The organism is Legionella pelazae (assembly GCF_052527395.1).
In genome coordinates this window covers 36,760-58,802 of record NZ_JBNVZS010000011.1, presented here as the reverse complement: position 1 = coordinate 58,802, position 22,043 = coordinate 36,760, and the positions used below count along the sequence as shown (strand labels likewise).

Below are 22,043 nucleotides of genomic sequence, written 5' to 3'. Positions count from 1 at the left end.
TAAAATTGGGCAACAAAAGAGGTAATTATACACATTTTAAAAAGGAAAAGTAATTGAAGAATACTAATGTTAGATGCCCGTTAAGGCATCTAAGCAAAATAATCATTATAGGATACTGCAAGGCTTACATTTAGATTCATTCGTATGCTCTTCGTTTTCAGGCGTCGCTTTCTTATGCCCTAGATCTAGATGACTCAGCTTATCTTTTAGGCGAGCAAATGTGCCATGACGATTATTACTAACTTTAGGTATATCAGTTTTTATTTCTCTATGGGTTGTAGTCGCTTCTTGTGTAGGTACATTATTGGAAGCAATTTGTGGAGAAGTTTGTTGGTGCTGAATGTTAGCTTCCGCGGTAATATTGGCTTTTTGAAACTGGGAATACAATATACTTAAAGGATTTTCATTATCGATTACATTAGGTCTAAGTTGCTCTAGGCCATTGTTAATAGCAGCTCGCTCATTACTATTAGCTAATCTTTGAGCAATTTCTGCTTCATGACCGCTTAAGAAAGAGGTTACTAGACATGGGTATTTGTGAAATAAATCTGAATTAAAGTCTGAGCTAGTAAACGCTTGGTGTGGCTGTTGGCTTTGTAGCAAAGTTAATAATCTTCTTAGTACAAAAGCTTCGCTCAAGGCAGGTCCAAGATTCGTTTCTGATAAACCGGCGCGAATATTTTTGCTTAGTTCTTGTATCTGGTTATCAGGCGTCTTGAGAACTAAGTTATTGACTAACTCAGTTAACTCTCGCTCGGTTAATTTAATTTTTAACTCGCCAAATTCATTAAATAGATCAGCATTGAACTCATTGTCTAACAAATTATTTTGCGGATGGGGATTTTGCTGATCGGCCATAGCTTGAATACGGTGGCGTACTTCTAAACCTCGGCTTAATACACGATGAAAAGAATCTTCTGGTTCTTGATGATGGCGTAGTTCTTCTGCTCTTGCGCTGAGCATACGTAACTGGTTATTAGGGCAAGCTAGAAGCATCTTGGTAGTTACAGTCAGCTTATCCTTATAACTTAACTGTTCTAAACTATCACGATTTTCGGCTAGTGTGTCATTATCTTCAAATAATTCTTTGTAAGGGTTTGGTAGGTTTCTTAACTCTTCTGCTGTGTATTTAGGCATCTCACTCTCCTTTTGTAGGTATCCTGCAATAAATGAGATATGTTAGTAGAATTTATTTCGATGTGCTTATGTAAAAGCGACCTTAATAGAACTGCTTACATATCTATTAACCTATGGCCAAATCTAGCCAAATTTCTTAATAAAGAAGGTTATTATAGTAACCAAATCGCTTAGAGATGCAAGTCAAGATTAAATAAGCGAGATAAAAAATTACTTAAGTTTTAGCCAAAACTGACGATGATAGCTATGAGTGTTGTTGCCTCAACAAGAATAAAAAGGAGAAGGCAATGTCTAAAATTAATCTGTTGCAGGATGCCTTTCTTAATGAATTACGTAAAGAAAAGGTGCCCGTATCTATTTTTTTAGTAAACGGTATTAAATTACATGGCGTGGTAGATTCATTTGATCAATACGTGGTTATGCTTAAGAATTCAGTAACACAAATGGTCTATAAGCATGCAATTTCTACGATTGTGCCTTCAAGGCTAGTTAAATTACCATTTAATGAAGATAATGAAGAAGAACAACAGCCAGGTAATAATTAGATTTTCTCTTAGGGAGATTTAATTTTAATTAATAAAATTGGTTTGTATTATTTATTCATAGTATGAATTTTAGTGCTAAGCTGTAACTTAGCATGATAAAATTTAAATAGTTTTAATTTTAAAGAGGTATGCGTTTTGTTTGAACGTCCACAAGGTGGTGAGCGTGCCGTTTTGGTGCAATTGGCTTTACCAGGACTAGATACTGAGCAAGCATTGTCTGAATTTAAAGAGCTTGCATTATCAGCGCAGGCTGAAATTGTTGCTTGTGTGCAAGGCGCACGCTATACGCCTGAGGCTAAATATTATGTTGGCCTTGGTAAAGCAGAAGAAATTCGGGAGCAAGTTCTTACGCATGATGCCGAGCTTGTTTTAATTAATCATGATTTGTCTCCTTCGCAAGAACGTAATCTTGAGCGATTGCTGCAATGTAGAGTTGTAAGCCGCAGTGGACTTATCCTTGATATTTTTGCCCAGCGCGCTCAGACATTTGAAGGGAAGTTACAGGTTGAATTAGCACAATTACAACACTTATCAACTCGCTTAATTCGTGGTTGGACTCACCTTGAACGTCAAAAAGGGGGTATTGGGCTACGTGGTCCTGGTGAAACTCAGCTTGAAACAGATAGGCGCTTATTACGTGAGCGTATTAAGACAATTAATAAACGATTAGAAAAAGTTCGCAAAAACCGTGATCAAAATCGGCGTGCGCGTAAAAAGGCAGCAATGCCAACAGTTTCTCTAGTTGGCTATACAAATGCTGGTAAATCAACTTTATTTAATACTCTAACTGGCGAAAATATCTATGCTGCTAACCAACTTTTTGCAACGTTAGACCCTACAATGCGAAAAGTTCAGCTTTCAGGCTCTACCTCTATCATTCTTGCTGATACAGTAGGGTTTATTAGAGATTTACCTCATCAATTAGTAGAAGCATTTCGCGCAACTCTAGAAGAAACAGAACAAGCTGATTTATTACTGCATATTATTGATATTGCTGATCCAAACTGGCGTGATACAGTTAGCGCCGTAGAAAAAGTATTAACAGAGATCGACACAGCAGATATTCCAATTATTCAGGTTTTTAATAAAATTGATCAACAAGAGGGTTGGCAACCCAAGGTCGATTGGCAAAAAGATAATTGCAAAGTTTGGCTTTCAGCTAAAACAGGTGCAGGTATAAATCTATTATTGGAAGCTATTGCAACTCAGTTACAAGGGGTTGCTTTAGAGGAAGAGTTTTTTATTCCTTCAAGTCAAGCTCGATTACGTGCTCAACTTTATGAGTTAGATGCTATATTAAATGAGACTGTAAATGAAGGTGAAGATGGCTGGTATATAACTGCTAAATTAACGCAAACACAAAAGCGTATGTTATTTGCAGATAAAAATAATCTTAATTGAAAAGCAATCTTCTATAGCGCCGCCCTTTAAGCTTTAGACAAGGCGCAAGTGAAGCGAGGTGAAGGAGTGTAAACATAAGTACCTGATTGAACCGAGTGAGCTTGCAACGCAGGATAAAGCTTAGTAGGCGGTGCTATAGGATTGTCTTTTATTACTAAGGCTTAACTATGCGTTTAAAAATTTTAATTACTGGATTATTAATTATTAGTGTTACAGCAAGTTATGCAAATGCAGTGCTAACGACACTTAGTGGTGAAAGAATTCCCTTTACAAATTTAAAAGGAAAATGGGTTTTAATTAATTATTGGGCAAGTTGGTGCCAACCTTGTTTAGATGAAATTAAAGAGTTAAACCATTTCTATCAACTTAACAAAGATAAAATTTACTTATTCGCTGTTAACTTTGATGAATTATCTAAACGTGAGCAAGTGCAATTAATTAAAAAATTAAATATAAATTATCCTAGCTTAGCTCATGATCCACGAGCTGCGTTAAATTTAGGTGATCTACGAGGCGTTCCTGCAACCTTTGTTTTCGATCCGGCCGGAAATTTTCGAGAAGCGCTGTATGGTAGTCAGACAATAAACTCGCTAAAGAAAGCCATTGAAGGTTAACTATTAATCAGTGTAATAACTAAACTGCTAAGTTCTAAAGTCAGGGATTGTCTAATTTTATTATTAGAGCGCTTGCCTACTTGTAGATTTTACTTTAGTGCCAGGCACAAAGGTTTCGAGGAGCAGAGTTTACAAGGAGTAAATGAGCAGAAACGTTTGTAACACAGCAATAAAGTAAAAATGCAGGTTAGGCAAGCGCTCTATTCTGAAACTAGGAACTTATTATGTCGCACATAGAAATTAGTCAATGTTTAGATGGTATATTAATACGAGAAGGTGCTGGGGTAAAATTACGTCGCTATATCGGACTTGAGCGAACTGATAACTATGAGCCTATTTTATTATTTGATTTTTTTGATAGTAGTGAGCCTTTAGATTATTTAGGCGGCTTTCCAGCCCATCCTCATCGGGGTTTTGAAACGATAACTTATTTGCTGCAAGGTAAATTACTACATGAAGACAACACTGGACACCAAGGTCTAATCGGCCCAGGAGATGTGCAGTGGATGACAGCCGGAAAGGGGGTTATTCATTCTGAAATGCCTGCTCAAACAGAAGGTAAGTTCACAGGGCTACAATTATGGTTAAATTTACCTGCGGCTGCTAAAATGTCGCCTCCTCGCTACCAAGAATATGCAGCAAACCAGTTACCTGTAGAATGTCATGACAATGGTATCATAATAAAAGTTATTGCTGGCAAAACTATAGAGGGTACTGAATCACCTATTAAAGGTATTGCAACAGAGCCCTTATTTCTAGATATTAAATTGCCTACTGGTAATCATTTTACTACGCTTATCCCAGATACTCATCAATCTATTTTATTTAACTTAGCTGGAAGCTTAAGTATTAAAGATAAGAATGTTAAAGAGTATCAATTAGCTATCCTAAGCCACGGTAAAAATTTAAATCTTAAGGCAGAAAAGGACTCACATTTTTTACTTATTGCCGCTAAAAAGCTAAAGGAACCTATTGCTCGTTTAGGGCCCTTTGTAATGAATACGGAACAGGAAATTATGCAAGCAATAGATGACTTTCGCAATCAGCGTTTCTAATTTATTCCCAGAAACTACTTTACTTAAGTAAAATTTACTTTTGCTCTAAAAATAAACTTAAAGTATAATTTTTAAATAAAATTGTCTTGGCTCTGCAAAGTAATTGATGTATAATCAATGCGCACACAGGGCTGCTAATCGTCATTATTAAGGTTTAAATCCTCCAAGCAGCTTCATTTATAACGATTAAAATCTATATGAGAGTGTCATGGCGATAACATTAATATTTTACATCATTTTGCTGCTAAGTTTAGTTTGTGTTATAGGCATGTTTTATAAGTTAAGGCAGCAGCGCTCTGTGCACTTATCAATTTTGGATTATGTAAAATTAATTGGCAGTGGCGTTATCGCTTTTATTGCTGATACTTTAGGAATAGGTAGTTTTGCTGTTAATGTTGCCTTAGCTAAGTTGTTAAATACCTTTCCTGATGATCAATTACCGGCTGTTAATAACGGCGCTCAAGTTATCCCTGGCGTTATTGAATCATTTTTCTTTATGCAACTTATTGATGTTGACTTAAATACGCTATTGACCTTAGTCATTGGTGCTTGTATCGGTGGCTTAATTGGTGGCACCATTGTTAGCCGATTAAGTAAGCAAGCAATACGCCTAGGTATGATATGCTGCTTTGCGATTATCATTGCTTTACTTATTTGCCATCAATTACGTATTATGCCCATTGGTGGCGATTTAGTGGCATTACATGGTTGGAAACTAATAATAGGTTTTATAGCTATGGTAATTTGCGGCGGCTTAACTTCAGTTGGAATAGGCCTGTTTGTTATGGTGCAAGGTATTTTATTTTTGTTAAATGTGTCCCCGCTTGTTGCTTTTCCTATCATGACGACTGCTGGTGCTATGCAGCAACCACTTACTACACTTGTATTTTTACAACAAGATAAGATCCCTTTAAAGAAAACACTGATTTTAAGTATAGCGGGCTGCGTGGGCGTTTTAATAACGCTACAAATATTTACTCATTTAACGGTTACGTGGTTACATTCCCTCCTCCTTGGTATCATGATCTATAATTTATATGCAATTAGTAGGACTTATTTTTATAATAAATCTTTGCATGCTGAAGCTAACGCAACGATGCCTTTGACAGTCGTGGATTAATTTTAGAAGTATTTGTTATTGACCTTAGTCAAAAAAGCTCTTATCGTTTTTGTGAGTTACTTGATTAAAGTGCAAATTTCTTATACGAATTTTAGCGCTTAAAGCAAATTATTTTACATTTAAGGATAGGTAGCGAATTTATAATTAACCTTTGTATTTAGTGATTTAAGGATGATCCATGAAAAAAATAATAATGTTTTGCTTCAGTCTGCTATTAACTTTACATACTTATGCATTTAATAACCGCTTTGATACTATGGTAATTTTTGGTGATAGCCTGTCGGATAATGGAAATTTATATAATTACATGTGGCATTATTTGCCCTCGTCACCACCTTATTACCTAGGCCGCTTTAGTGATGGCCCTGTATGGACTGAATATCTTTATGCTGATCTTTTTCCTGAAACTTATATAGAAGGTTTTCAAGATTATGCTGTTGGAGGAGCAGGGGCTGTACTCTCTTATAAAGAAAATTTGCCCTTTACACTAGCAGCAGAACTAAACAACTACTTTTATTGGCATACTTATGGTAGAAAAGATACAACCCTATATACTATTTGGATTGGCGCTAATAATTATATTAATGAACCAACTAATGTCGAAGATTTAACAACCGGTGTTGTGAATGCAATTGGTAACGCTGTAGAGCGGTTAATTGCTAAGGGCGGCAACAAATTTGTGCTAATTAATCTCCCAGATTTAGCTCGCTTACCTCATGCTAAAAATTCATCTAGACAGTGGCTATTGACTTATTTAGCTGAAACACATAATCGTAAATTAACTACTCGAATTGACGAGTTAAAGTTAAAGTATCCTCAAGTTTTATTTCTTTATTTCGATGCTTATAATTTTTTTAATCAGTCTATTGATCATTCTGAAGATTATGGCTTTATAAACACAGATGAACCCTGTTATTTAGGAAGCTATACGGGTTGGTTAAATACGTTAAAGCCAGATGATGAAACATTATTTGCAAGTTTAAAAGCACGTTCACCGAAATTAACTGAAAAAGAATGGCTATTAATAAAGAATAATCCTCAATTATATGAGGCAGCTTTAACCAGTTACTTATTTAACTTGTTACCAGCAAATGAGCAAACTGAGCCAATGCAATGCGGCAATTATGTGTTTTGGGATCAAGTTCATCCAACAACAGCTGTCCATAAAATAATAGCTCAACAAGTGAGAACATTAATTGATAAGGCAGGTTTACAGCCTGTTTTACCCGAATAAAAATTAAGAAAGGTTTATTGATGGCAGATGATTTTGTAAGTAAATCGCAACGGAAGAGAGAAGCGCATGCGCTGCAGGATATTGGCGAGGAATTAATGTCTTTACCTGCAGCAAAATTGGCTATCCTTCCACTACCTGATAATTTACGCCAGGCGATAATGGATGCAAAATCGATTAAAAGTCATGGTGCTTTAAAGCGGCAAATGCAGCTTATTGGTAAGATAATGCGCTCTGTAGATAGCGAAGCAATAAGTGCTGCTTACTCAGAGATGAAAGCAGAAGAAAATGCTAAAACCGCTTCATTTCATGAATTAGAACAATGGCGTGATCGCTTAATTGTGGAAGGTAAGCCTGCGCTTACTGAATTTATTAACGCTTATCCTAATGCAGATGCGCAGTCTTTACGTCAATTAATTAAAAAAGCCATTGAGGAAAAAGTAAAGGGCCAACCTAAAGGAGCAAGCAAGGCATTATTTCGTTTGTTAAGGTCGTATCTATAATGAACTATTCTTTATTTATCAGTTGCGCAAAAGGTTTAGAATATCTGCTTGAAGCAGAATTAAAAACAATCGGATTACAAGTTACGCGTGTCAGTCCCCAAGGTGTTTATGGGGAAGCGAATGAGGCTTTGATTTATCAAATATGTCTATGGTCTCGCCTGGCAAATCGAGTTCAGTTGATATTATTTAGTGGTCAAGTTTTTGAAGAACAGAGTTTATATAAACTTTGTCATCAATTTCCTTGGCAAACAGTTTTTACTACAGATAAAACGCTAGCTATTGAATTTCATGGTACTTCAACGCATATTCGGAATTCTATGTACGGAGCTCAAGTCATTAAAGATGCGATTGTGGATCATTTTCGCAAATTAAGCGGACAGCGTCCTACAGTCGATAAAGATAAGCCACAGATTCGTCTCCATGCCCATTTAAAAAATGACATATTAACTGTAAGTTTTGATTTAACAGGATACAGTCTACATCAGCGTGGTTATCGCCTGCAGGCGGGAGACGCGCCTTTAAAAGAAACGTTAGCTGCTGCATTATTAGTACGTGCTAATTGGCCACAGTTAGCAGATAAAGGTTATGCTTTTCATGATCCTTTCTGTGGTTCAGGAACACTCGTTATCGAAGCAGCAATGATAGCTGGTCATATTGCACCAGGATTATTGCGTCAAGACCAATCATTAATTTACTGGGTTAGACACCAGCCCGCTCTGTGGGAAAAATTGCGTGCTCATGCACTCACCCAAGTTAGACCCACTAAAATTAAATTAAAAGGTACAGATACCAATCCTAAGCTAATTATGCATGCAAAGGCTAATGCAGAGCGAGCAGGTGTATTGCCTTTAGTTTCTTTTACCGAGCAGGCAATTAAGGATTGCCGCGCAGAAAGTGCGCACGGATTGCTAATTTGTAATCCTCCCTATGGAGAACGTTTAGCAGATGCTACTCAACTTATTCCCTTGTATCAACAAATAGGCACAACAGCTTACAGTGCCTTTCAAGGTTGGCAAATGGCTTTCCTAACTTCTAATCCAATGTTAGCTAAAGCAGTAGGATTGCGTGCTACTAAGCAATATACTTTCTTTAATGGGCCTTTAGAATGTAAGTTATATTGTCTAAGTTTAAATACTGAAAATCGCTTAAAAAATAACACTAATGTAGATACTCTTTCAGGTGGCGCACAGATGCTTGGCAATCGTTTACAGAAAAATTATCAACATTTAAAAAAATGGGCAACGCGTGAGCAAATTAGCTGCTACCGTGTTTATGATGCAGATATTCCAGAATATGCCTATGCTATTGATTTATATAATGATTACGCTGTCTTACAAGAATATGCTGCACCCGCAACCATTGCGCCTCATAAAGCAGAAAAAAGAAGCTTAGAAGTTATGCAGGTTGTGCCTAAAGCACTAGGAATTTCTTCCGATAAGTTAGTCGTTAAGCAACGCAAACAACAGAAAGGGGCAAATCAGTATCAAAAAATAAATCAAACTAAACGTACGCTGGTCGTTACTGAGGGGCAAGCAAAGTTTAAAGTTAATCTTTATGACTACTTAGATACAGGCCTATTCTTAGATCATCGTCTACTACGTTTAAAATTTGCTAACTTACCTAAGGGCGTAGGTTTTTTAAACTGCTTTTGTTATACCGCTACTGCAAGTGTTCATGCAGCACTAGCAGGCGCTCTAACGACAAATGTTGATCTTTCAAAAACATATCTTAACTGGGCACAAGATAATTTTAAATTAAATAATTTAGATCTTACTAAACATCGCTTTATTCAAGCAGATTGCCTGACATGGCTAAAAGTAGCTCGCGATAAATTTGATATTATTTTTCTTGATCCGCCTAGTTTTTCTAATTCCAAAAGAATGACAACTACATTAGATATCCAAAGAGATCAAGAGACATTAATTGATAGTGCGATGCGGTTGCTTGCCCGTGGCGGTAGATTATATTTTTCAACCAATTTCCGCCAATTTAAATTGCTTCCCATCATTACTGAAAAGTATAAAGTGCAAAACATTACCGCAGAAACAATTGATCTTGATTTTAGACGTAACAAGCGTATTCATCATTGTTTTTTAATTAAACATTTAGAACTTTAAGTTAAAATGATTGTTGTTAAGGTTAGTGATCTTTGTAGAATAAATTAGTTTACTTTTTTATTAAAAAGACTTGCTTGATGAATTTTACAATTATGTTAAGAATATTGCATAATTGTAAAATTAATTATATAGTCTCTTCTTTAGACATTGGAGGACTAAAATGAGCAGACCAAATCCACAACAATCAACGAGTACTATCTTAGTTGGCCTAGGCTCTGTCCCTGCGACCACTGTCGTGGTTACACAGGATAATAGGAATCACCATCATCATAACCATCACCAGCATCATTCAACAGTACAACCGCAGCAAATCATAGTGCCTACTAATTCCCATCCCTATTTAACTACGACTCCGCCACCTGCACATTACAACTCACCTTGGAGAGATAATACTAGAAGGCAGGATCCTCGAGTGGACTATCACAATTCACATACTCATAGCCATTCTTACAGATAAACAGTGGTTCAATATCTATAATTTGATATCGTAATTATTTTACGGTATCAAATTGCCTATATCGATTTAGCTGAAAGATAATCTAAATACAATATAAAGAAGTGAAATATTTTATGTTGAACTTAGTTTAATTAGTCATTTTATTGGGCTGCCAATGTACATCATCAATAAACATACTAATGTATTTCATATTACCGGTAAGAACCGGATTTTTACTCCTTATTTTTAATTGGTAGGTGATGGTGTTATTCTCGATATAGTGCGGTTTTGATAAAAGAGCAATAAAATTTTGTGGTTGACCTGAAGTAGACATCATCGCCAAGGTTGCATTAGGCAGGATAGCAGAGAAATGATTACGTAAGTTTTTACCTGCCAACAATTCAATAAATTGCGATAAGGGTAAAATACCTGCTTGCTTTTTTGGTTTGTCAGTAAAATAACTAATACAAGGCGGTACGTCACGTAATGTTAAACTATAGCTATTATCTTTATTTTTAATCAGTTCACCCGTGCTTGCGTGTTGTAAAAATAAAAAATTGCTATTCATTGCCCAAGTAAAATTTGCGATTAAAAGTAAGAAATTACCTATTAAAGCTTTCATATTATTGTCCTTGTTTGTGAAAAACATCTAATCACTTTTGCATAAATCTATAATAACCAAGCAACCATAAGCGTTTGCTGCTACTATTAATTTGATTAAAGTAAATTAGGATTTATTTTAACTAATAAAAGATTGCAGATCAAAATTTGATCAGGAAGAAGAATATTATGCATTTGAGGCCTTAACTACGAAATAATTTATTACTAGAAGAGAAGTAATGCTAATTAATTTGAGATTATAAGGCCAAAAAACTGCTCTTTGAGGAGCGTGATTCATGAGGACAAAGCAATCAGCTAAGAAATCTAGTTTGCAGCAGGAATCTGCTTTTTTAAAGCAAATTATTAAAACACAATCTTTACTAGGGCAAGCAAATTTTGATTTAGATGCATTTATGCAGTTTGTTGCTGAGCAAGTACAATTACTTACACCCGCTACAGGTGCAGTGGTTGAATTACTAGAAAAAGATGAAATGGTTTATCGAGTCGCAGCAGGCACAATTGCTAACCACGTAGGTTTACGTCTTAATAGAGATGGCAGTATTTCTGATTTATGTGTTGTGAGAAATGAAGTACTTTATTCCGAGGATACGGAGCAAGATGAGCGGGTTAACATTGAAACCTGTAGGAAAGTGCAGGCGCGCTCACTTGTTGTTGCGCCATTAGTTTATGAAAGTAAGCCTATTGGTGTCCTTAAGATCTTATCTGATAAACCGCATGCTTTTTCTGTTAATGATATTCACATATTACAATTAATGGCTGGTTTTATTGCCGCGGGTTTAGCACATCAGATTTTATATGAAACTAAGGAGCGTATTTTAAAGGAACGGACTAAAGTTTTAAAACAATTACAAGAAGTACAAGAAAAATTATCTTATTTAGCTCATCACGATTATTTAACGCAACTTATCAATAGAAAATCATTTGATGAAATATTAAAGCGCTCAATGTCGCATGTAAAGCGTCACGGCTGTTTATTAGGTTTAATGTATTTAGATATTGATTATTTTAAATCGGTTAATGATACCTATGGGCATGTTATAGGGGATGAGTTATTAAAGGCGTTTAGTGCACGTATTAAGCGCAGTATACGTGACTATGATACATTCGCTCGTTTAGAAGGCGATGAATTTATTATTCTTTTAGAGGAATTAACTTCCTGGCAAGATGCTATTGTTATAGCCAATAAACTTATTAAAAAGGTCAGTGATCCATTTAAATTTAAGGATCTAGTTTTAGTGGTAACAATCAGTATTGGGATTACTTTTTATAAGGGAGAGGATGATTCACCTACTAAACTAATGGCAGACGCTGATTATGCTCTTTATCAAGCTAAGCAAGCTGGGAGAAATAGTTTTAAGATTTTTAAAAGTGATGCCTAACAGGTTACCAGTATTTCAAATATGATCGAAAGTCCATTTTCCTATGAGGAAAAGTACATTACCTGCACCTTCAGCGCCAGGAATATAAGTAGCCGATAAAGTTAAGTGGCGATAAGAAAATGAGGCCCAAGGCAATATGCCAGGAAAAGGAATATTGTTAAATATATCAGGCCGAGCTGTCACCAAAATTGAATAGCCTATACCAAATCGTATGTTCTCATTAAAATGGGCCATTTTTAGATAAGCGTAACCAATAGCTGGTTCAATATTTTTATGAGAATCAAGAAAGGCAATAGCAGATAAACCATGCCAATTCCCTTTTTCATCGTAAAAACCTTTTCCTAAGCCGGCTCCCCAAGCCTGCTCATTATAAGTTTTAACTTTTTTAGCACTATAAGTATAACGATTATGCCAAGCATACCCTGAGAAATAGAGTTCATTATCGCCTTGTTCCCATATCTGGTATAGTCGCTGACAAGCACTTTTAAACCAATACGGCCAGTTTGCACAATGCTCGATTTCTCCAGCATGGCTATATTGCAAAAAGAATGTTAGGAACAGCACAGTAATGGCTCGTTTCATAAGTTTGCAATTAAATTTTAGTCTTAATTCCCAGATACAATATTTAGTGCTAAAGTGACTTTAGCATACTATTGTTCTAAATCTACTATCTAAATAGGAAAGAGAGCATAACATGGACTTGTTTCGTAAAAAATTCATTATTGAGCATAGTCATTCGCATAGTCATCTAGCAAAATGCTTATCTGCTTTTGACCTAATCTCCCTTGGCGTTGGTGCAATTATCGGTGCCGGTATTTTCGTTTTAACAGGCATAGTAGCTGCTACCCAAGCGGGACCTGCAATTATTTTCTCTTATGTGATGGCAGGACTTGCTTGTGCTTTTTCAGCCTTATCTTATGCTGAACTAGCTGCATTAGTGGGCGGCTGCGGAAGTGCTTACGGCTATGCATATGCTGGATTTGGTGAATTAATTGCTTGGATTGTAGGTTGGGACTTAATTCTAGAATATTCAATTGCTGTCTCAGCAGTATCAACTGGCTGGAGTGGCTATTTCAATGATTTATTAAAAACGCTGAGAATAACTTTACCGTCTTTTCTATTAAAAGGACCGTTTGAGGGGGGATGGATTAATATTTTAGCCCCTAGCATTATCCTACTCTTAGCAGGCTTGTTAATTTGGGGCGTGAAAACAAGCTCACGTTTTAATAACTTGATGGTTATCATTAAATTGGCTGTGATCTTGCTATTTATTGTTATAGCAAGTATTAATGTCGACCCAGCGAATTGGTCGCCTTTTATGCCTTTTGGCTGGAAAGGTGTGATGCATGGCGCTTCATTAATTTTTTTCGCTTACATCGGTTTTGATGCCGTATCAACAGCTGCTGAAGAAGCTATTAACCCGCAACGTGACTTGCCCTTAGGCATTATGGGTTCATTGGTTATATGTACAGTTTTATATATTATCGTCTCAGGACTATTAACTGGAATAGTACATTATTCTTTATTAAATGAGCCTTCGCCTATAAGTCATGCTATGTTACTTTTAGGACATAAAATCGCTGCAGGCTTAATTGGGGTTGGCGCAATTGCTGGGTTAACCACAGTGATGCTTGTCATGTTTTATGGGCTTACGCGTATTTTTCTTGCTATAGCGAGAGATGGCTTATTACCTGAATTTTTTGCCCATACTGGAACTCATTCTAAAACGCCTGTAAGAATTATTTTAATTTGTGGCATTCTTATGGCTCTAATTGCTGCTTTCATACCAATAAGTGATTTAGCCGAGTTAGTTAATATCGGTACCTTGTTTGCCTTTATGATAGTTTGTGTAGGCGTAATTATTTTACGCTACAGACATCCGGAATTACCTCGACCTTTTAAAACACCATTCATGCCTCTTATTCCTATATTAGGTGTACTAAGTTGTACTTATCTACTTATCCATTTACCGTGGGTTACAGTGCTACGTTTTGTTATATGGATGGTTCTAGGATTAATTATTTATTTTGCTTATGGTCGATTTCATAGTGCTCTAAACGAGCAAGATGCTTAAAAATTAATACTAAGGAACTATTTTGGCTAAGGAAAGTAGAGAAAGAAGTTACCCTATGTCGAGAGCGTTAAAGCAATTAGCAGATAGTGCAGCAAAAGAAAAGAAAATGACTTATGGGAGTATTGTTGAAGGATTAGGTGAGCAAGGATTTGGCCTTATTACTGTTCTTTTTGCTTTGCCAAGTGCGCTTCCCATCTCAGCTGTACCTGGTTTTTCTTTTATTTTTGGTCTACCCATTGTTTTTGTGTCACTGCATATTATTATTGGAAAGCACCGGATATGGCTACCAAAATCTTTATCGGAAAAGGAAGTTAACAAAAGGAAGCTTGCCAAAATTATAAAAAAAACCTTGCCTTATTTAAAATATATCGAAAGATTACTGAAACCACGCCTGCGCCTTATGACTTCTCCTATTATGGAGAGAGTACATGGTTTAATGCTACTTTTATTAAGCTTTCTCTTATTATTACCTATTCCCATGAGTAATTTTATTTTTGCCGCTCTTATCATTTTATTTGGACTAGGCTTAACAGGCGAAGATGGTTTGTGCTTGTTAGTCGCTTATTTTGGCGCTATTTTATATGGCATATTTATTACTACTCTATTTAAAGCCATCTTTTAATAAATTTATAGTTAAGTAGACCTAGTGAGGATGTTTAAACCTGAAAGTGACCTATTTAAATAACAATATCATAGCGCCAGCTACAATGCCTGCTCCCGGAATTGTTAATAACCATGAAAAAAATATCCTTTTTAAGATAGGTAAGTGTATCTCTTCTACGCCGCGGCTTACACCAGTACCAGTAATAGCACCGGTAACAGTATGAGTAGTAGATACAGGGATCCCAGATTCAGTAGCTATAAAAATCATAATAGCAGCGCCTGTTTCAGCCGCGCAGCCACGTAGAGGGTTTAACTCAGTAATTTTGGTACCCATTGTATGCACAATACGCCAGCCCCCAGCCATAGTACCTAGGGCAATAACTAAATGACAGCTAATAACGACCCAGAAAGGCACATAAAAAGTATCCCCGAGCCACGAAGAAGAAAATAGCAGCACGGCAATGATACCCATTGTTTTTTGAGCATCATTCCCGCCATGAGTTAAACTTAAGAAAGCTGACGAAATTAGTTGAAAGCCTCTAAAAGATCTTTGTAATGATTGTTCATTGTGTTGTTCTGTAAATCTACTAATCATTGTTGTCAGAAAAAATCCTAATAGTAAGCCTGCCAGGGGCGAAATGAAAATACCAGCTAATACTTTAAGGAGACCTATTGGTTTTAATACACCAAATCCTGCTTTAGCTAAAGCAGCACCTGCAAGTCCACCAACTAATGCATGTGAAGAGCTTGACGGTATACCGTAATACCAGGTCAAAAGATTCCAAAAAATTGCGCCACATAAAGCGGCAAAAATAAGATAAGGCTCAACAATGTTGGTATCAATAAGCCCACTTCCAATTGTTTGAGCAACAGTTAATTTAAAAACCAAAAATGCAATGAAATTAAAAAAGGCTGCCCACAAAACCGCCTGTCTAGGGGTTAAAACACCTGTAGTAACAATGGTGGCAATTGAATTGGCTGCATCATGAAAGCCGTTAATAAAGTCAAAAATAAAGGCAACTAGGATAACAAACAATATAAAGAAAGTTTCCGAAGCCATCATCTGTCCGCGCCATTAAATTTTTTACTTTTAGGGAAAATTCTAATTTGAGTAATTCTTGCCTTCTTCATCGTTTCGATAACGGCAGAGAAATCTGGAAATTCAACTCGTTGCCCAATTATTGGTACAGAGCCAAGTTGATGCAAAATTAATCCACCTATAGTTGTGATTTCTTCTTGCTCATTTGTAAGCGTCAATGGTCTTTGTAAAGCTCTTTCTAAAGCAAATATGGGGCAATTTCCTTTAACAGTTAAGCTGCCATCGGGATGTTTTATCCAGGCATCTCGGGTTTTATGGAATTCATCTTTAATAACGCCAATAACTAAGTGTAATAGATTATCGAGCGTAACGAAACCAGCAATATCTCCTTGGCGATTATAGACTAAGGCAAAATGTGGCATTCCACTTTGAAATTGACGCAATAAAGTTAAAGCAGGTAGCCTATGTGAAATTTTGGGAATAGGCCTAGCTAAGGCTCGTAAATCTAATAATTCATTATCATTTTTGTTATGTAGTAAGGGTTGAATATCTTTAACGTGTAAAAGGCCAATTATTTTCTTTTCCTGCTGGCTGTAAACAGGATATCGGCTATAGCGATAACGACTTAATGTATCAAGAAGTTCCTTTTTTATGACAGTGCTATCTAGCGTTACCATATCATGATAAGAACACATCACATCAATTGCTTGTAATTTAGCAAGTTCAAGGGTGTGAGCTAAAATATTACTCTCCTGGGAGGTAAGCTCACCATGTAATTGGCTGGAACGAAGTATGAGTTTTAATTCTTCAGTAGAATGTGATTCTTCGCCTGGATGCACTTCATCTAGACGTAACTTTTTTAAAAAGAAATTAGAGCAGGAGTTGAGAAGCCAAATAATAGGGTACATTAGCCAATAAAAAATATACAGTGGTACTGCTGTCCACAAGCCAACGCGCTCGCTTTGTCTTATTGCCCAAGACTTAGGAAGCAGTTCGCCAATAACGATATGAAGAAAGGATAGAAAGGTGAAAGCGAAAGTAAAGCTAATAAATTCAATTAATCCTGGCGTAGTGAGGCCAAGGTATTTTAATAAAGGTGATAATAAGTCAGCAAAGGCAGGTTCACCTACCCATCCCAAGCCTAAAGAAGCTAAAGTAATGCCTAATTGACATGCTGATAAATAAGCGTCCAGTTGTCGGTGTACACGCGCTAGAATGGCACCGCGCCAAGGATACTGAGTTGCAATAATGGCTACTCTGGTTGACCTTAATTTAACCATCGCAAATTCTGCTGCCACGAAAAAAGCATTAAGGGCAACGAGAATAAGGCCAACAATTATCAAAATAATGTTGATCATAATTAAATATAATAACTTGTTTTAGTCATGATTTGAGATGTTTTATTCATTAAATATTTTAAAATCCCAGGGAATTCAACTGCGCCTGCTTGTTTAGCCATTTCAGCGTGATGAGCTTCGTCTTCTTGCATTTGTTTTAGAATAAGTGCTGTTCTTTTATCTTCTGTAGGTAGTTTTTCTAAATGTTTTTGTAAATGGGCACTTACTTGCAATTCTGTCTCTGCTAAGAAACCTAAACTAAATCGATCACCAACTAATCCCGCAAACGCACCAATCGTAAATGAACCAATATACCAGATCGGATTTAATAAACTAGGTTGGCTATTTAACTCAACTAAACGCTCTTCACACCAGGCTAAATGATCAACTTCTTCTTCTGCTGCACTTATCATTTGTGCTTTTACATCAGTTAGCTGTGCTGTTAATGCTTGTCCTTGGTAGAGGGCTTGCGCACAAACTTCACCGGCATGGTTTACTCTCATAAGACCTGCGACATGCTTTTTCTGATCCTGTGTTAGTACTTCTGTAAAATTTTTATTTTCAATTGGTGATGCTCTCTTACTAATTCGTTTAGGCGGCGGCAGAATCGTACGCAAGGCTATGTCAACTTCTTGGATAACTTGATCAAGTAGACTAAATTTTCTCATATTGATCTCACTTATTTAGCTAAACTTAACTATTAAAGTTTATGAATGTAAGTTTAACATTAAAATACCTTTATCTTAGATAATAAATTAGATAGGGAATTAAGGCTTCTTCGTCCAAGTTATTAGTTAATTTGTTGTTAGATGATTTCCTATTTATCTATAGGAATAGTAAGCTAAATTGGCCTAAGCTCATATCTTAATAAGTATATTTTTTGTATACTTATTAAGATTTAATAAAAGGGTTCATACTTTTAATTGAGTTTTTATTAAAGGTTAGTTAGAGTGTTTATTCTACTGGTAAAAAGGACTTAACTATGACGCTTTTACATTTAATTATTTTAATTATTATTGTGGGTGTTGTGCTTTGGGGGATTAATGCGTTTATTCCTATGGCACCTATAATAAAAGGACTATTAAACTTTTTAGTCTTTATTTTATTACTTATTTTTATTTTACAATTTTTCAAACTTATTCCAACTATAATCCCATTTCCTACCTTGGGCGGTAGATGATAAACGTTTAGCTACTGCCAAATATTAAATATTTGGCAGTAAAATTATATTTTAAGGCCCAGGTGAGTCATTCATGTTATTAGTTGGTGGAATAACCGGATTTACCGGCGAATCTTCATTTACCATACTATCATCTAAGACTTTTTCATCTTTATTTTCAGCTTTCTTTGCAGTTTCTGGTGATTTACTGCCAACTTTTGGAATTGATGTTTGCGTAGCAGTATCATTCTCGGTAGGGCTAGTGGTAGGGGGCTGTAGTTCAGCATGAACTAATAAAGGTATGGCGAAGGTAGCTCCCAATATTGAGAGTAATTTTTTCATACTATCTCCTTGTAATTTAATTTTAAAATATTTAAAAGCGCCGAAATTCACTTCGGCGCTATTTTCTATTAATGTTGATTTGGGTGAGATAAATAACTTCCATAATAATCAGTCATTGTTTTTTTCCAAGCCTGAGAAGACATATCTGGCCAATGATCTTTATCAAAACCAGGCGATGCTTCTAGCGTCTTTCTATCAATTGGTACAATAAAACATTCTCGCTTTGAATCATAAGAAAACAAGCCCCAAGGTAGAGCAAATAATTTTTTGCCCATGCCCAGAAAGCCACCATAAGATAATACTACATAAGCGACTTGTCCCTGCAGTTTATCAATCATAAGCGTTTCAATCGTACCTAAATCTTCACCTTGTGAATTTTTCACGTCAGCTCCAATAACATCGTCTGTATTTACTATTTGCATGTTCATGGCTAACCTCCTTTCCTTACATTTAAAATGCATGTAGGTTTTATCAGCTTGACGGTAAGTTATTTTAATAACTATATGATTTTCTATTTTTTAACCTCGATAAATATTATGCAATAAGAAAAAAAGACAATAAACTACCATTTACTTACTTTTATCCTCTCTCCAATTGAGTGATTAGCCAGTTTATTATTGTGTTTTTAAGCTATTTTTATTTAGATCTAAGATAATTATTGTGAATATTGATTATAAATTGAAATCAACAAAATTTATTATTTGTAGATTATATTAATACAGCAGAATTAAGACTATTAATTAGATATTAATTATAATAAAGCTATTATTGAGAATAGCCAATGATAAACAAACATGCAAATTATTTAAGTTGGTTTAATTTTTAAAATAATAATAAGTTTATAGTAATTTAGCATTAAACAAGGGCTAATTTTATGTGCTCTTCATTATATGATCTGCCAATTAGATGTAGAGATGGTAAGGAAATTACGCTCCAAAAATTCGCGAAGAGATACAGCTTCTTTTGTCAAGCAGTGGTTAAGAGCGAATTAGAATTAAAAACTATTTTTTATTATTTAATTTCTTAATAATTTGCTGGCAAAAGAAAGGTAGATCGACTGGGGTTCTTGAGGTAATTAGATTATTATCTACTACAACCTGCTCATCAAGAAATTGAGCGCCGGCATTAATTAAATCATCTTGAATTGATTTAACGCCTGTTACTTTTTTACCATTTAAAATTTTAGCAGAGATTAATACCCATCCAGCATGACAAATAGCTGCAACGATACTTCCTTGTTCATAAGTATTCTTCACTAAACGTAACATTGCTGGTTGAACACGCATCTTATCTGGTGCATAACCACCCGGAATAATGATGGCGTCAAAATACATACTGCTTGCTTCTTCTGCCGTAATATCAGCTTTTGCTTCATAACCTAGTTTACTTTTATAACTTTTAACTTCTTTTCCTATAATTAAAGGCTCTATTCCTTCTTCCTGTAGACGTAAATAAGGATACCAAAATTCTAACTCTTGATAGTCATTCTCAATTAAAATACCAACTTTCTGATTCGTTAGTTCCATGGCTTTACCTCAGTTAACATAAAAATAAATTTAAAATTTATTCAGATTTGCTAAATATTTACTTCCAATAATGCTGCTAAATTAACATTAGTCATCTAATCAAGCAACGTTTCTTTACAAGCTAATTATTATATAACCTTAATTATAAATCATTATACAGGCTTGCCTATTTAAATTATAAATTAATTAAATAATAAAAAATTATTGATATGATACAAGTTTAACTTGATAAGTGTTGCTGTGTTCAAATTTCCACAGATAAAAATTCCAGATGGTACAATTGAAGCCTTAAAATGGCTGGCTTTGCTATTCATGACAATTGATCATATTAACCGCATTTTTTTCAACCCAAGCTATTATCCTGCCTTTTGTATCGGTCGATTAGCAATGCCTTTATTTGCCTTTGTTTTTGCTTATAATTTGGCAAGACCTGCAAATCTTACAAGTAAGATTTATTTAAAAATGAGTAGGAGGTTTCTATTATTTGGTCTTTTAGCAACTCCGGGCTACATCATGATGCTGCACTTAAAAAGCCTTTTTCCTTTAAACATTATGTTTACACTTTGGATGGCTGCAACAATTATTTTCATTTATTCACAGAAAAGAGGACAAGCCCTTGCTTTTTGTATGTTTTTTCTAGGAGGACTCCTTGTAGAGTATAGCTGGTCAGGATTAGCTTTAAGTGTCTCTTTTTGGCTTTATTTACGTAAACCATCAGGATTATTTGCTATTTTTATTTTAATTTCTTATTTTCTATTAAACCCAGTTAATGATAATAACTGGGCTATGGCAACGATTCCGATTATTCTGTTAGCAACTTTAATAGATATTAAATTTCCACGGTTACGATACCTGTTTTGGATTTACTACCCTTTGCATTTAACAGTATTGGTACTTATTAAAATGTTAATACAATATAAATAAATATATAATCAATAATTATTCGATTTCCTTACTTGCCTTAAATGCTTGCCAATCATCGTCATGTTTAAAAATATAGCGGCAGGCATGTTCAATAAAGAAATCTCTATAGCGGATACCAGCACGTTCACAGTATTCTGTTATTTCGTCATAAACTGCTTTACTTATTCTAATACGAAATTGGGTCTTCTTCTCAGCAGCAGGTTCTTGCGAAATAAGCATCTTATTCCTCACTCTAACACGTAAAACAAGCAAATCATTATAATCAATCATTGATTTAATTCAATTAACTAATGAGAAGTTGTTAATATGAAATAGTCATGATAAGGTCAGACAGTTGATTTAACTAACGTGAGTTCGACATAAAGAGCCAAAGGCTCTTTTGTGTCGCTAAACGAACGTTATCCCGTAGAATGCGCAGCATTTGTACGGGATCCAGATCAAAAATAAACAAATTTGACATAAATATATCAGATATCTTTATGTTGAATTCACGTTAACTAAGGAGAACCCATGAAAAATTGCTTTAAGATAGCGGTTATAGCAACGTTAATGATGTTGTTGTTTGGGTGCCAGAATAATAATATGCTTTCCAGCAGTAATATACCTTTTATGATGCATTCTGACGCTGCAATTATTGATTCAGTGCGGGCTACTTTTGCTAACAATAATCAACTTGCAGGAATACCCATCGACGTACAATCTAATAATGGTATTGTAGAATTAAGTGGATATGTTAAAACCATTCGACAAAGTGATACTGCTCTTGAATTAGCTACTAAAGTGCCTGGCGTAAAAGGTGTACAAAACAATTTAATTGTTAGGAAGTAAGGCTACTTTCTTAGAGACAATTAGCTTCTGATCTAAAATAGTTTCTTTTAAC

Annotated in this window: 25 protein-coding genes; 15 read left to right on the top strand and 10 right to left on the bottom strand. The window is 35.4% G+C overall.

The window, feature by feature from the left end:
• Window positions 1-105 precede the first annotated feature (105 nt).
• Window positions 106-1,137 carry a hypothetical protein gene (locus ACQUW5_RS11370; RefSeq protein ID WP_444991373.1) on the bottom strand — a complete coding sequence of 344 codons (1,032 nt, stop codon included), beginning with the start codon at window positions 1,135-1,137 and terminating at the stop codon, window positions 106-108.
• Window positions 1,138-1,424: 287 nt separating this feature from the next.
• On the opposite strand from ACQUW5_RS11370, the gene hfq reads away from it, so the two are divergent.
• The 9 genes from hfq to ACQUW5_RS11325 all read left to right on the top strand — a co-directional run bounded on the left by hfq (window position 1,425) and on the right by ACQUW5_RS11325 (window position 10,180).
• Entirely contained in the window at window positions 1,425-1,682 is a 258-nt protein-coding gene (hfq, locus tag ACQUW5_RS11365; protein WP_444991372.1) for an RNA chaperone Hfq, read from the top strand.
• Window positions 1,683-1,817: 135 nt separating this feature from the next.
• On the top strand, window positions 1,818-3,083 hold the full coding sequence (gene hflX, locus ACQUW5_RS11360) for a ribosome rescue GTPase HflX (RefSeq protein ID WP_444991371.1): 1,266 nt from the start codon (window positions 1,818-1,820) through the stop codon (window positions 3,081-3,083).
• Window positions 3,084-3,250: 167 nt separating this feature from the next.
• On the top strand, window positions 3,251-3,697 hold the full coding sequence (locus ACQUW5_RS11355) for a TlpA family protein disulfide reductase (protein ID WP_444991370.1): 447 nt from the start codon (window positions 3,251-3,253) through the stop codon (window positions 3,695-3,697).
• 224 nt (window positions 3,698-3,921) lie between these two features.
• A complete protein-coding gene (locus ACQUW5_RS11350) occupies window positions 3,922-4,752 on the top strand; it encodes a pirin family protein (RefSeq protein WP_444991369.1) in 831 nt (276 codons plus the stop codon).
• A 208-nt stretch (window positions 4,753-4,960) separates the two neighbouring features.
• Window positions 4,961-5,872 (top strand): sulfite exporter TauE/SafE family protein, encoded by a 912-nt coding sequence (locus ACQUW5_RS11345; RefSeq protein ID WP_444991368.1) that lies wholly within the window; start codon window positions 4,961-4,963, stop codon window positions 5,870-5,872.
• Window positions 5,873-6,050: 178 nt separating this feature from the next.
• Entirely contained in the window at window positions 6,051-7,106 is a 1,056-nt protein-coding gene (locus tag ACQUW5_RS11340; protein ID WP_444991367.1) for an SGNH/GDSL hydrolase family protein, read from the top strand.
• 20 nt (window positions 7,107-7,126) lie between these two features.
• Window positions 7,127-7,606 (top strand): ribosome biogenesis factor YjgA, encoded by a 480-nt coding sequence (gene yjgA / locus ACQUW5_RS11335; RefSeq protein ID WP_444991366.1) that lies wholly within the window; start codon window positions 7,127-7,129, stop codon window positions 7,604-7,606.
• Entirely contained in the window at window positions 7,606-9,723 is a 2,118-nt protein-coding gene (gene rlmKL / locus ACQUW5_RS11330; RefSeq protein ID WP_444991365.1) for a bifunctional 23S rRNA (guanine(2069)-N(7))-methyltransferase RlmK/23S rRNA (guanine(2445)-N(2))-methyltransferase RlmL, read from the top strand. The genes yjgA and rlmKL overlap by 1 nt, the downstream gene beginning before the upstream one ends.
• Window positions 9,724-9,883: 160 nt before the next feature.
• Window positions 9,884-10,180: a hypothetical protein gene (locus ACQUW5_RS11325; protein WP_444991364.1), complete on the top strand. Its 297-nt coding sequence runs from the start codon at window positions 9,884-9,886 to the stop codon at window positions 10,178-10,180.
• A gap of 127 nt (window positions 10,181-10,307) precedes the next feature.
• Here the strand turns inward: ACQUW5_RS11325 and ACQUW5_RS11320 are convergent, their stop codons facing one another.
• Complete coding sequence (locus ACQUW5_RS11320; protein ID WP_444991363.1) at window positions 10,308-10,781, bottom strand: hypothetical protein; 474 nt, start codon at window positions 10,779-10,781, stop codon at window positions 10,308-10,310.
• 274 nt (window positions 10,782-11,055) lie between these two features.
• Here ACQUW5_RS11320 and ACQUW5_RS11315 point away from each other — a divergent pair, with 274 nt between their 5' ends.
• A complete protein-coding gene (locus ACQUW5_RS11315) occupies window positions 11,056-12,159 on the top strand; it encodes a diguanylate cyclase domain-containing protein (RefSeq protein ID WP_444991362.1) in 1,104 nt (367 codons plus the stop codon).
• 15 nt (window positions 12,160-12,174) lie between these two features.
• On the opposite strand, the gene pagP is transcribed toward ACQUW5_RS11315, so the two are convergent.
• Window positions 12,175-12,741 (bottom strand): lipid IV(A) palmitoyltransferase PagP, encoded by a 567-nt coding sequence (gene pagP, locus ACQUW5_RS11310; RefSeq protein WP_444991361.1) that lies wholly within the window; start codon window positions 12,739-12,741, stop codon window positions 12,175-12,177.
• Between the two features lie 112 nt (window positions 12,742-12,853).
• Between pagP and ACQUW5_RS11305 the strand changes: the two genes are divergently transcribed.
• Both ACQUW5_RS11305 and ACQUW5_RS11300 read left to right on the top strand, forming a co-directional pair.
• Window positions 12,854-14,233: an amino acid permease gene (locus ACQUW5_RS11305; RefSeq protein ID WP_444991360.1), complete on the top strand. Its 1,380-nt coding sequence runs from the start codon at window positions 12,854-12,856 to the stop codon at window positions 14,231-14,233.
• Between the two features lie 22 nt (window positions 14,234-14,255).
• A complete protein-coding gene (locus ACQUW5_RS11300; RefSeq protein ID WP_444991359.1) occupies window positions 14,256-14,855 on the top strand; it encodes an exopolysaccharide biosynthesis protein in 600 nt (199 codons plus the stop codon).
• A gap of 51 nt (window positions 14,856-14,906) precedes the next feature.
• Here the strand turns inward: ACQUW5_RS11300 and ACQUW5_RS11295 are convergent, their stop codons facing one another.
• The 3 genes from ACQUW5_RS11295 to coq7 are packed head-to-tail and all read right to left on the bottom strand — an operon-like array spanning window position 14,907 to window position 17,880.
• Window positions 14,907-15,896: an inorganic phosphate transporter gene (locus ACQUW5_RS11295; RefSeq protein ID WP_444991426.1), complete on the bottom strand. Its 990-nt coding sequence runs from the start codon at window positions 15,894-15,896 to the stop codon at window positions 14,907-14,909.
• Window positions 15,896-17,233: a hemolysin family protein gene (locus tag ACQUW5_RS11290; RefSeq protein ID WP_444991358.1), complete on the bottom strand. Its 1,338-nt coding sequence runs from the start codon at window positions 17,231-17,233 to the stop codon at window positions 15,896-15,898. Before ACQUW5_RS11290 ends, ACQUW5_RS11295 begins: the two co-directional genes overlap by 1 nt.
• Before the next feature lie 2 nt (window positions 17,234-17,235).
• A complete protein-coding gene (gene coq7, locus ACQUW5_RS11285) occupies window positions 17,236-17,880 on the bottom strand; it encodes a 2-polyprenyl-3-methyl-6-methoxy-1,4-benzoquinone monooxygenase (protein WP_444991357.1) in 645 nt (214 codons plus the stop codon).
• Between the two features lie 314 nt (window positions 17,881-18,194).
• Here coq7 and ACQUW5_RS11280 point away from each other — a divergent pair, with 314 nt between their 5' ends.
• Window positions 18,195-18,392: a Thivi_2564 family membrane protein gene (locus ACQUW5_RS11280; protein ID WP_444991356.1), complete on the top strand. Its 198-nt coding sequence runs from the start codon at window positions 18,195-18,197 to the stop codon at window positions 18,390-18,392.
• A 51-nt stretch (window positions 18,393-18,443) separates the two neighbouring features.
• Here the strand turns inward: ACQUW5_RS11280 and ACQUW5_RS11275 are convergent, their stop codons facing one another.
• The 3 genes from ACQUW5_RS11275 to ACQUW5_RS11265 form a co-directional block, all read right to left on the bottom strand.
• Complete coding sequence (locus tag ACQUW5_RS11275; RefSeq protein WP_444991355.1) at window positions 18,444-18,713, bottom strand: hypothetical protein; 270 nt, start codon at window positions 18,711-18,713, stop codon at window positions 18,444-18,446.
• Window positions 18,714-18,781: 68 nt separating this feature from the next.
• Window positions 18,782-19,141, bottom strand: coding sequence for a PRC-barrel domain-containing protein (locus tag ACQUW5_RS11270; protein ID WP_444991354.1), 360 nt, complete (start codon window positions 19,139-19,141; stop codon window positions 18,782-18,784).
• Between the two features lie 573 nt (window positions 19,142-19,714).
• Window positions 19,715-20,239: a type 1 glutamine amidotransferase domain-containing protein gene (locus ACQUW5_RS11265; RefSeq protein ID WP_444991353.1), complete on the bottom strand. Its 525-nt coding sequence runs from the start codon at window positions 20,237-20,239 to the stop codon at window positions 19,715-19,717.
• Window positions 20,240-20,479: 240 nt separating this feature from the next.
• Between ACQUW5_RS11265 and ACQUW5_RS11260 the strand changes: the two genes are divergently transcribed.
• A complete protein-coding gene (locus ACQUW5_RS11260) occupies window positions 20,480-21,163 on the top strand; it encodes a TraX family protein (RefSeq protein ID WP_444991352.1) in 684 nt (227 codons plus the stop codon).
• Window positions 21,164-21,178: 15 nt separating this feature from the next.
• Here ACQUW5_RS11260 and ACQUW5_RS11255 read toward each other — a convergent pair whose 3' ends face one another.
• On the bottom strand, window positions 21,179-21,382 hold the full coding sequence (locus ACQUW5_RS11255) for a hypothetical protein (RefSeq protein ID WP_444991351.1): 204 nt from the start codon (window positions 21,380-21,382) through the stop codon (window positions 21,179-21,181).
• Window positions 21,383-21,673: 291 nt separating this feature from the next.
• Between ACQUW5_RS11255 and ACQUW5_RS11250 the strand changes: the two genes are divergently transcribed.
• Entirely contained in the window at window positions 21,674-21,991 is a 318-nt protein-coding gene (locus tag ACQUW5_RS11250) for a BON domain-containing protein (RefSeq protein WP_444991350.1), read from the top strand.
• The last annotated feature ends 52 nt before the right edge of the window (window positions 21,992-22,043 follow it).

Coding starts and splice junctions, on each gene's coding strand:
- ACQUW5_RS11370 (WP_444991373.1), bottom strand. CDS start 1,137: ATGCCTAAATACACAGCAGAAGAGTTAAGAAACCTACCAAACCCTTAC.
- hfq (WP_444991372.1), top strand. CDS start 1,425: ATGTCTAAAATTAATCTGTTGCAGGATGCCTTTCTTAATGAATTACGT.
- ACQUW5_RS11355 (WP_444991370.1), top strand. CDS start 3,251: ATGCGTTTAAAAATTTTAATTACTGGATTATTAATTATTAGTGTTACA.
- ACQUW5_RS11350 (WP_444991369.1), top strand. CDS start 3,922: ATGTCGCACATAGAAATTAGTCAATGTTTAGATGGTATATTAATACGA.
- ACQUW5_RS11345 (WP_444991368.1), top strand. CDS start 4,961: ATGGCGATAACATTAATATTTTACATCATTTTGCTGCTAAGTTTAGTT.
- ACQUW5_RS11340 (WP_444991367.1), top strand. CDS start 6,051: ATGAAAAAAATAATAATGTTTTGCTTCAGTCTGCTATTAACTTTACAT.
- yjgA (WP_444991366.1), top strand. CDS start 7,127: ATGGCAGATGATTTTGTAAGTAAATCGCAACGGAAGAGAGAAGCGCAT.
- rlmKL (WP_444991365.1), top strand. CDS start 7,606: ATGAACTATTCTTTATTTATCAGTTGCGCAAAAGGTTTAGAATATCTG.
- ACQUW5_RS11325 (WP_444991364.1), top strand. CDS start 9,884: ATGAGCAGACCAAATCCACAACAATCAACGAGTACTATCTTAGTTGGC.
- ACQUW5_RS11320 (WP_444991363.1), bottom strand. CDS start 10,781: ATGAAAGCTTTAATAGGTAATTTCTTACTTTTAATCGCAAATTTTACT.
- ACQUW5_RS11315 (WP_444991362.1), top strand. CDS start 11,056: ATGAGGACAAAGCAATCAGCTAAGAAATCTAGTTTGCAGCAGGAATCT.
- pagP (WP_444991361.1), bottom strand. CDS start 12,741: ATGAAACGAGCCATTACTGTGCTGTTCCTAACATTCTTTTTGCAATAT.
- ACQUW5_RS11305 (WP_444991360.1), top strand. CDS start 12,854: ATGGACTTGTTTCGTAAAAAATTCATTATTGAGCATAGTCATTCGCAT.
- ACQUW5_RS11295 (WP_444991426.1), bottom strand. CDS start 15,896: ATGGCTTCGGAAACTTTCTTTATATTGTTTGTTATCCTAGTTGCCTTT.
- ACQUW5_RS11290 (WP_444991358.1), bottom strand. CDS start 17,233: ATGATCAACATTATTTTGATAATTGTTGGCCTTATTCTCGTTGCCCTT.
- coq7 (WP_444991357.1), bottom strand. CDS start 17,880: ATGAGAAAATTTAGTCTACTTGATCAAGTTATCCAAGAAGTTGACATA.
- ACQUW5_RS11280 (WP_444991356.1), top strand. CDS start 18,195: ATGACGCTTTTACATTTAATTATTTTAATTATTATTGTGGGTGTTGTG.
- ACQUW5_RS11275 (WP_444991355.1), bottom strand. CDS start 18,713: ATGAAAAAATTACTCTCAATATTGGGAGCTACCTTCGCCATACCTTTA.
- ACQUW5_RS11270 (WP_444991354.1), bottom strand. CDS start 19,141: ATGAACATGCAAATAGTAAATACAGACGATGTTATTGGAGCTGACGTG.
- ACQUW5_RS11265 (WP_444991353.1), bottom strand. CDS start 20,239: ATGGAACTAACGAATCAGAAAGTTGGTATTTTAATTGAGAATGACTAT.
- ACQUW5_RS11255 (WP_444991351.1), bottom strand. CDS start 21,382: ATGCTTATTTCGCAAGAACCTGCTGCTGAGAAGAAGACCCAATTTCGT.
- ACQUW5_RS11250 (WP_444991350.1), top strand. CDS start 21,674: ATGAAAAATTGCTTTAAGATAGCGGTTATAGCAACGTTAATGATGTTG.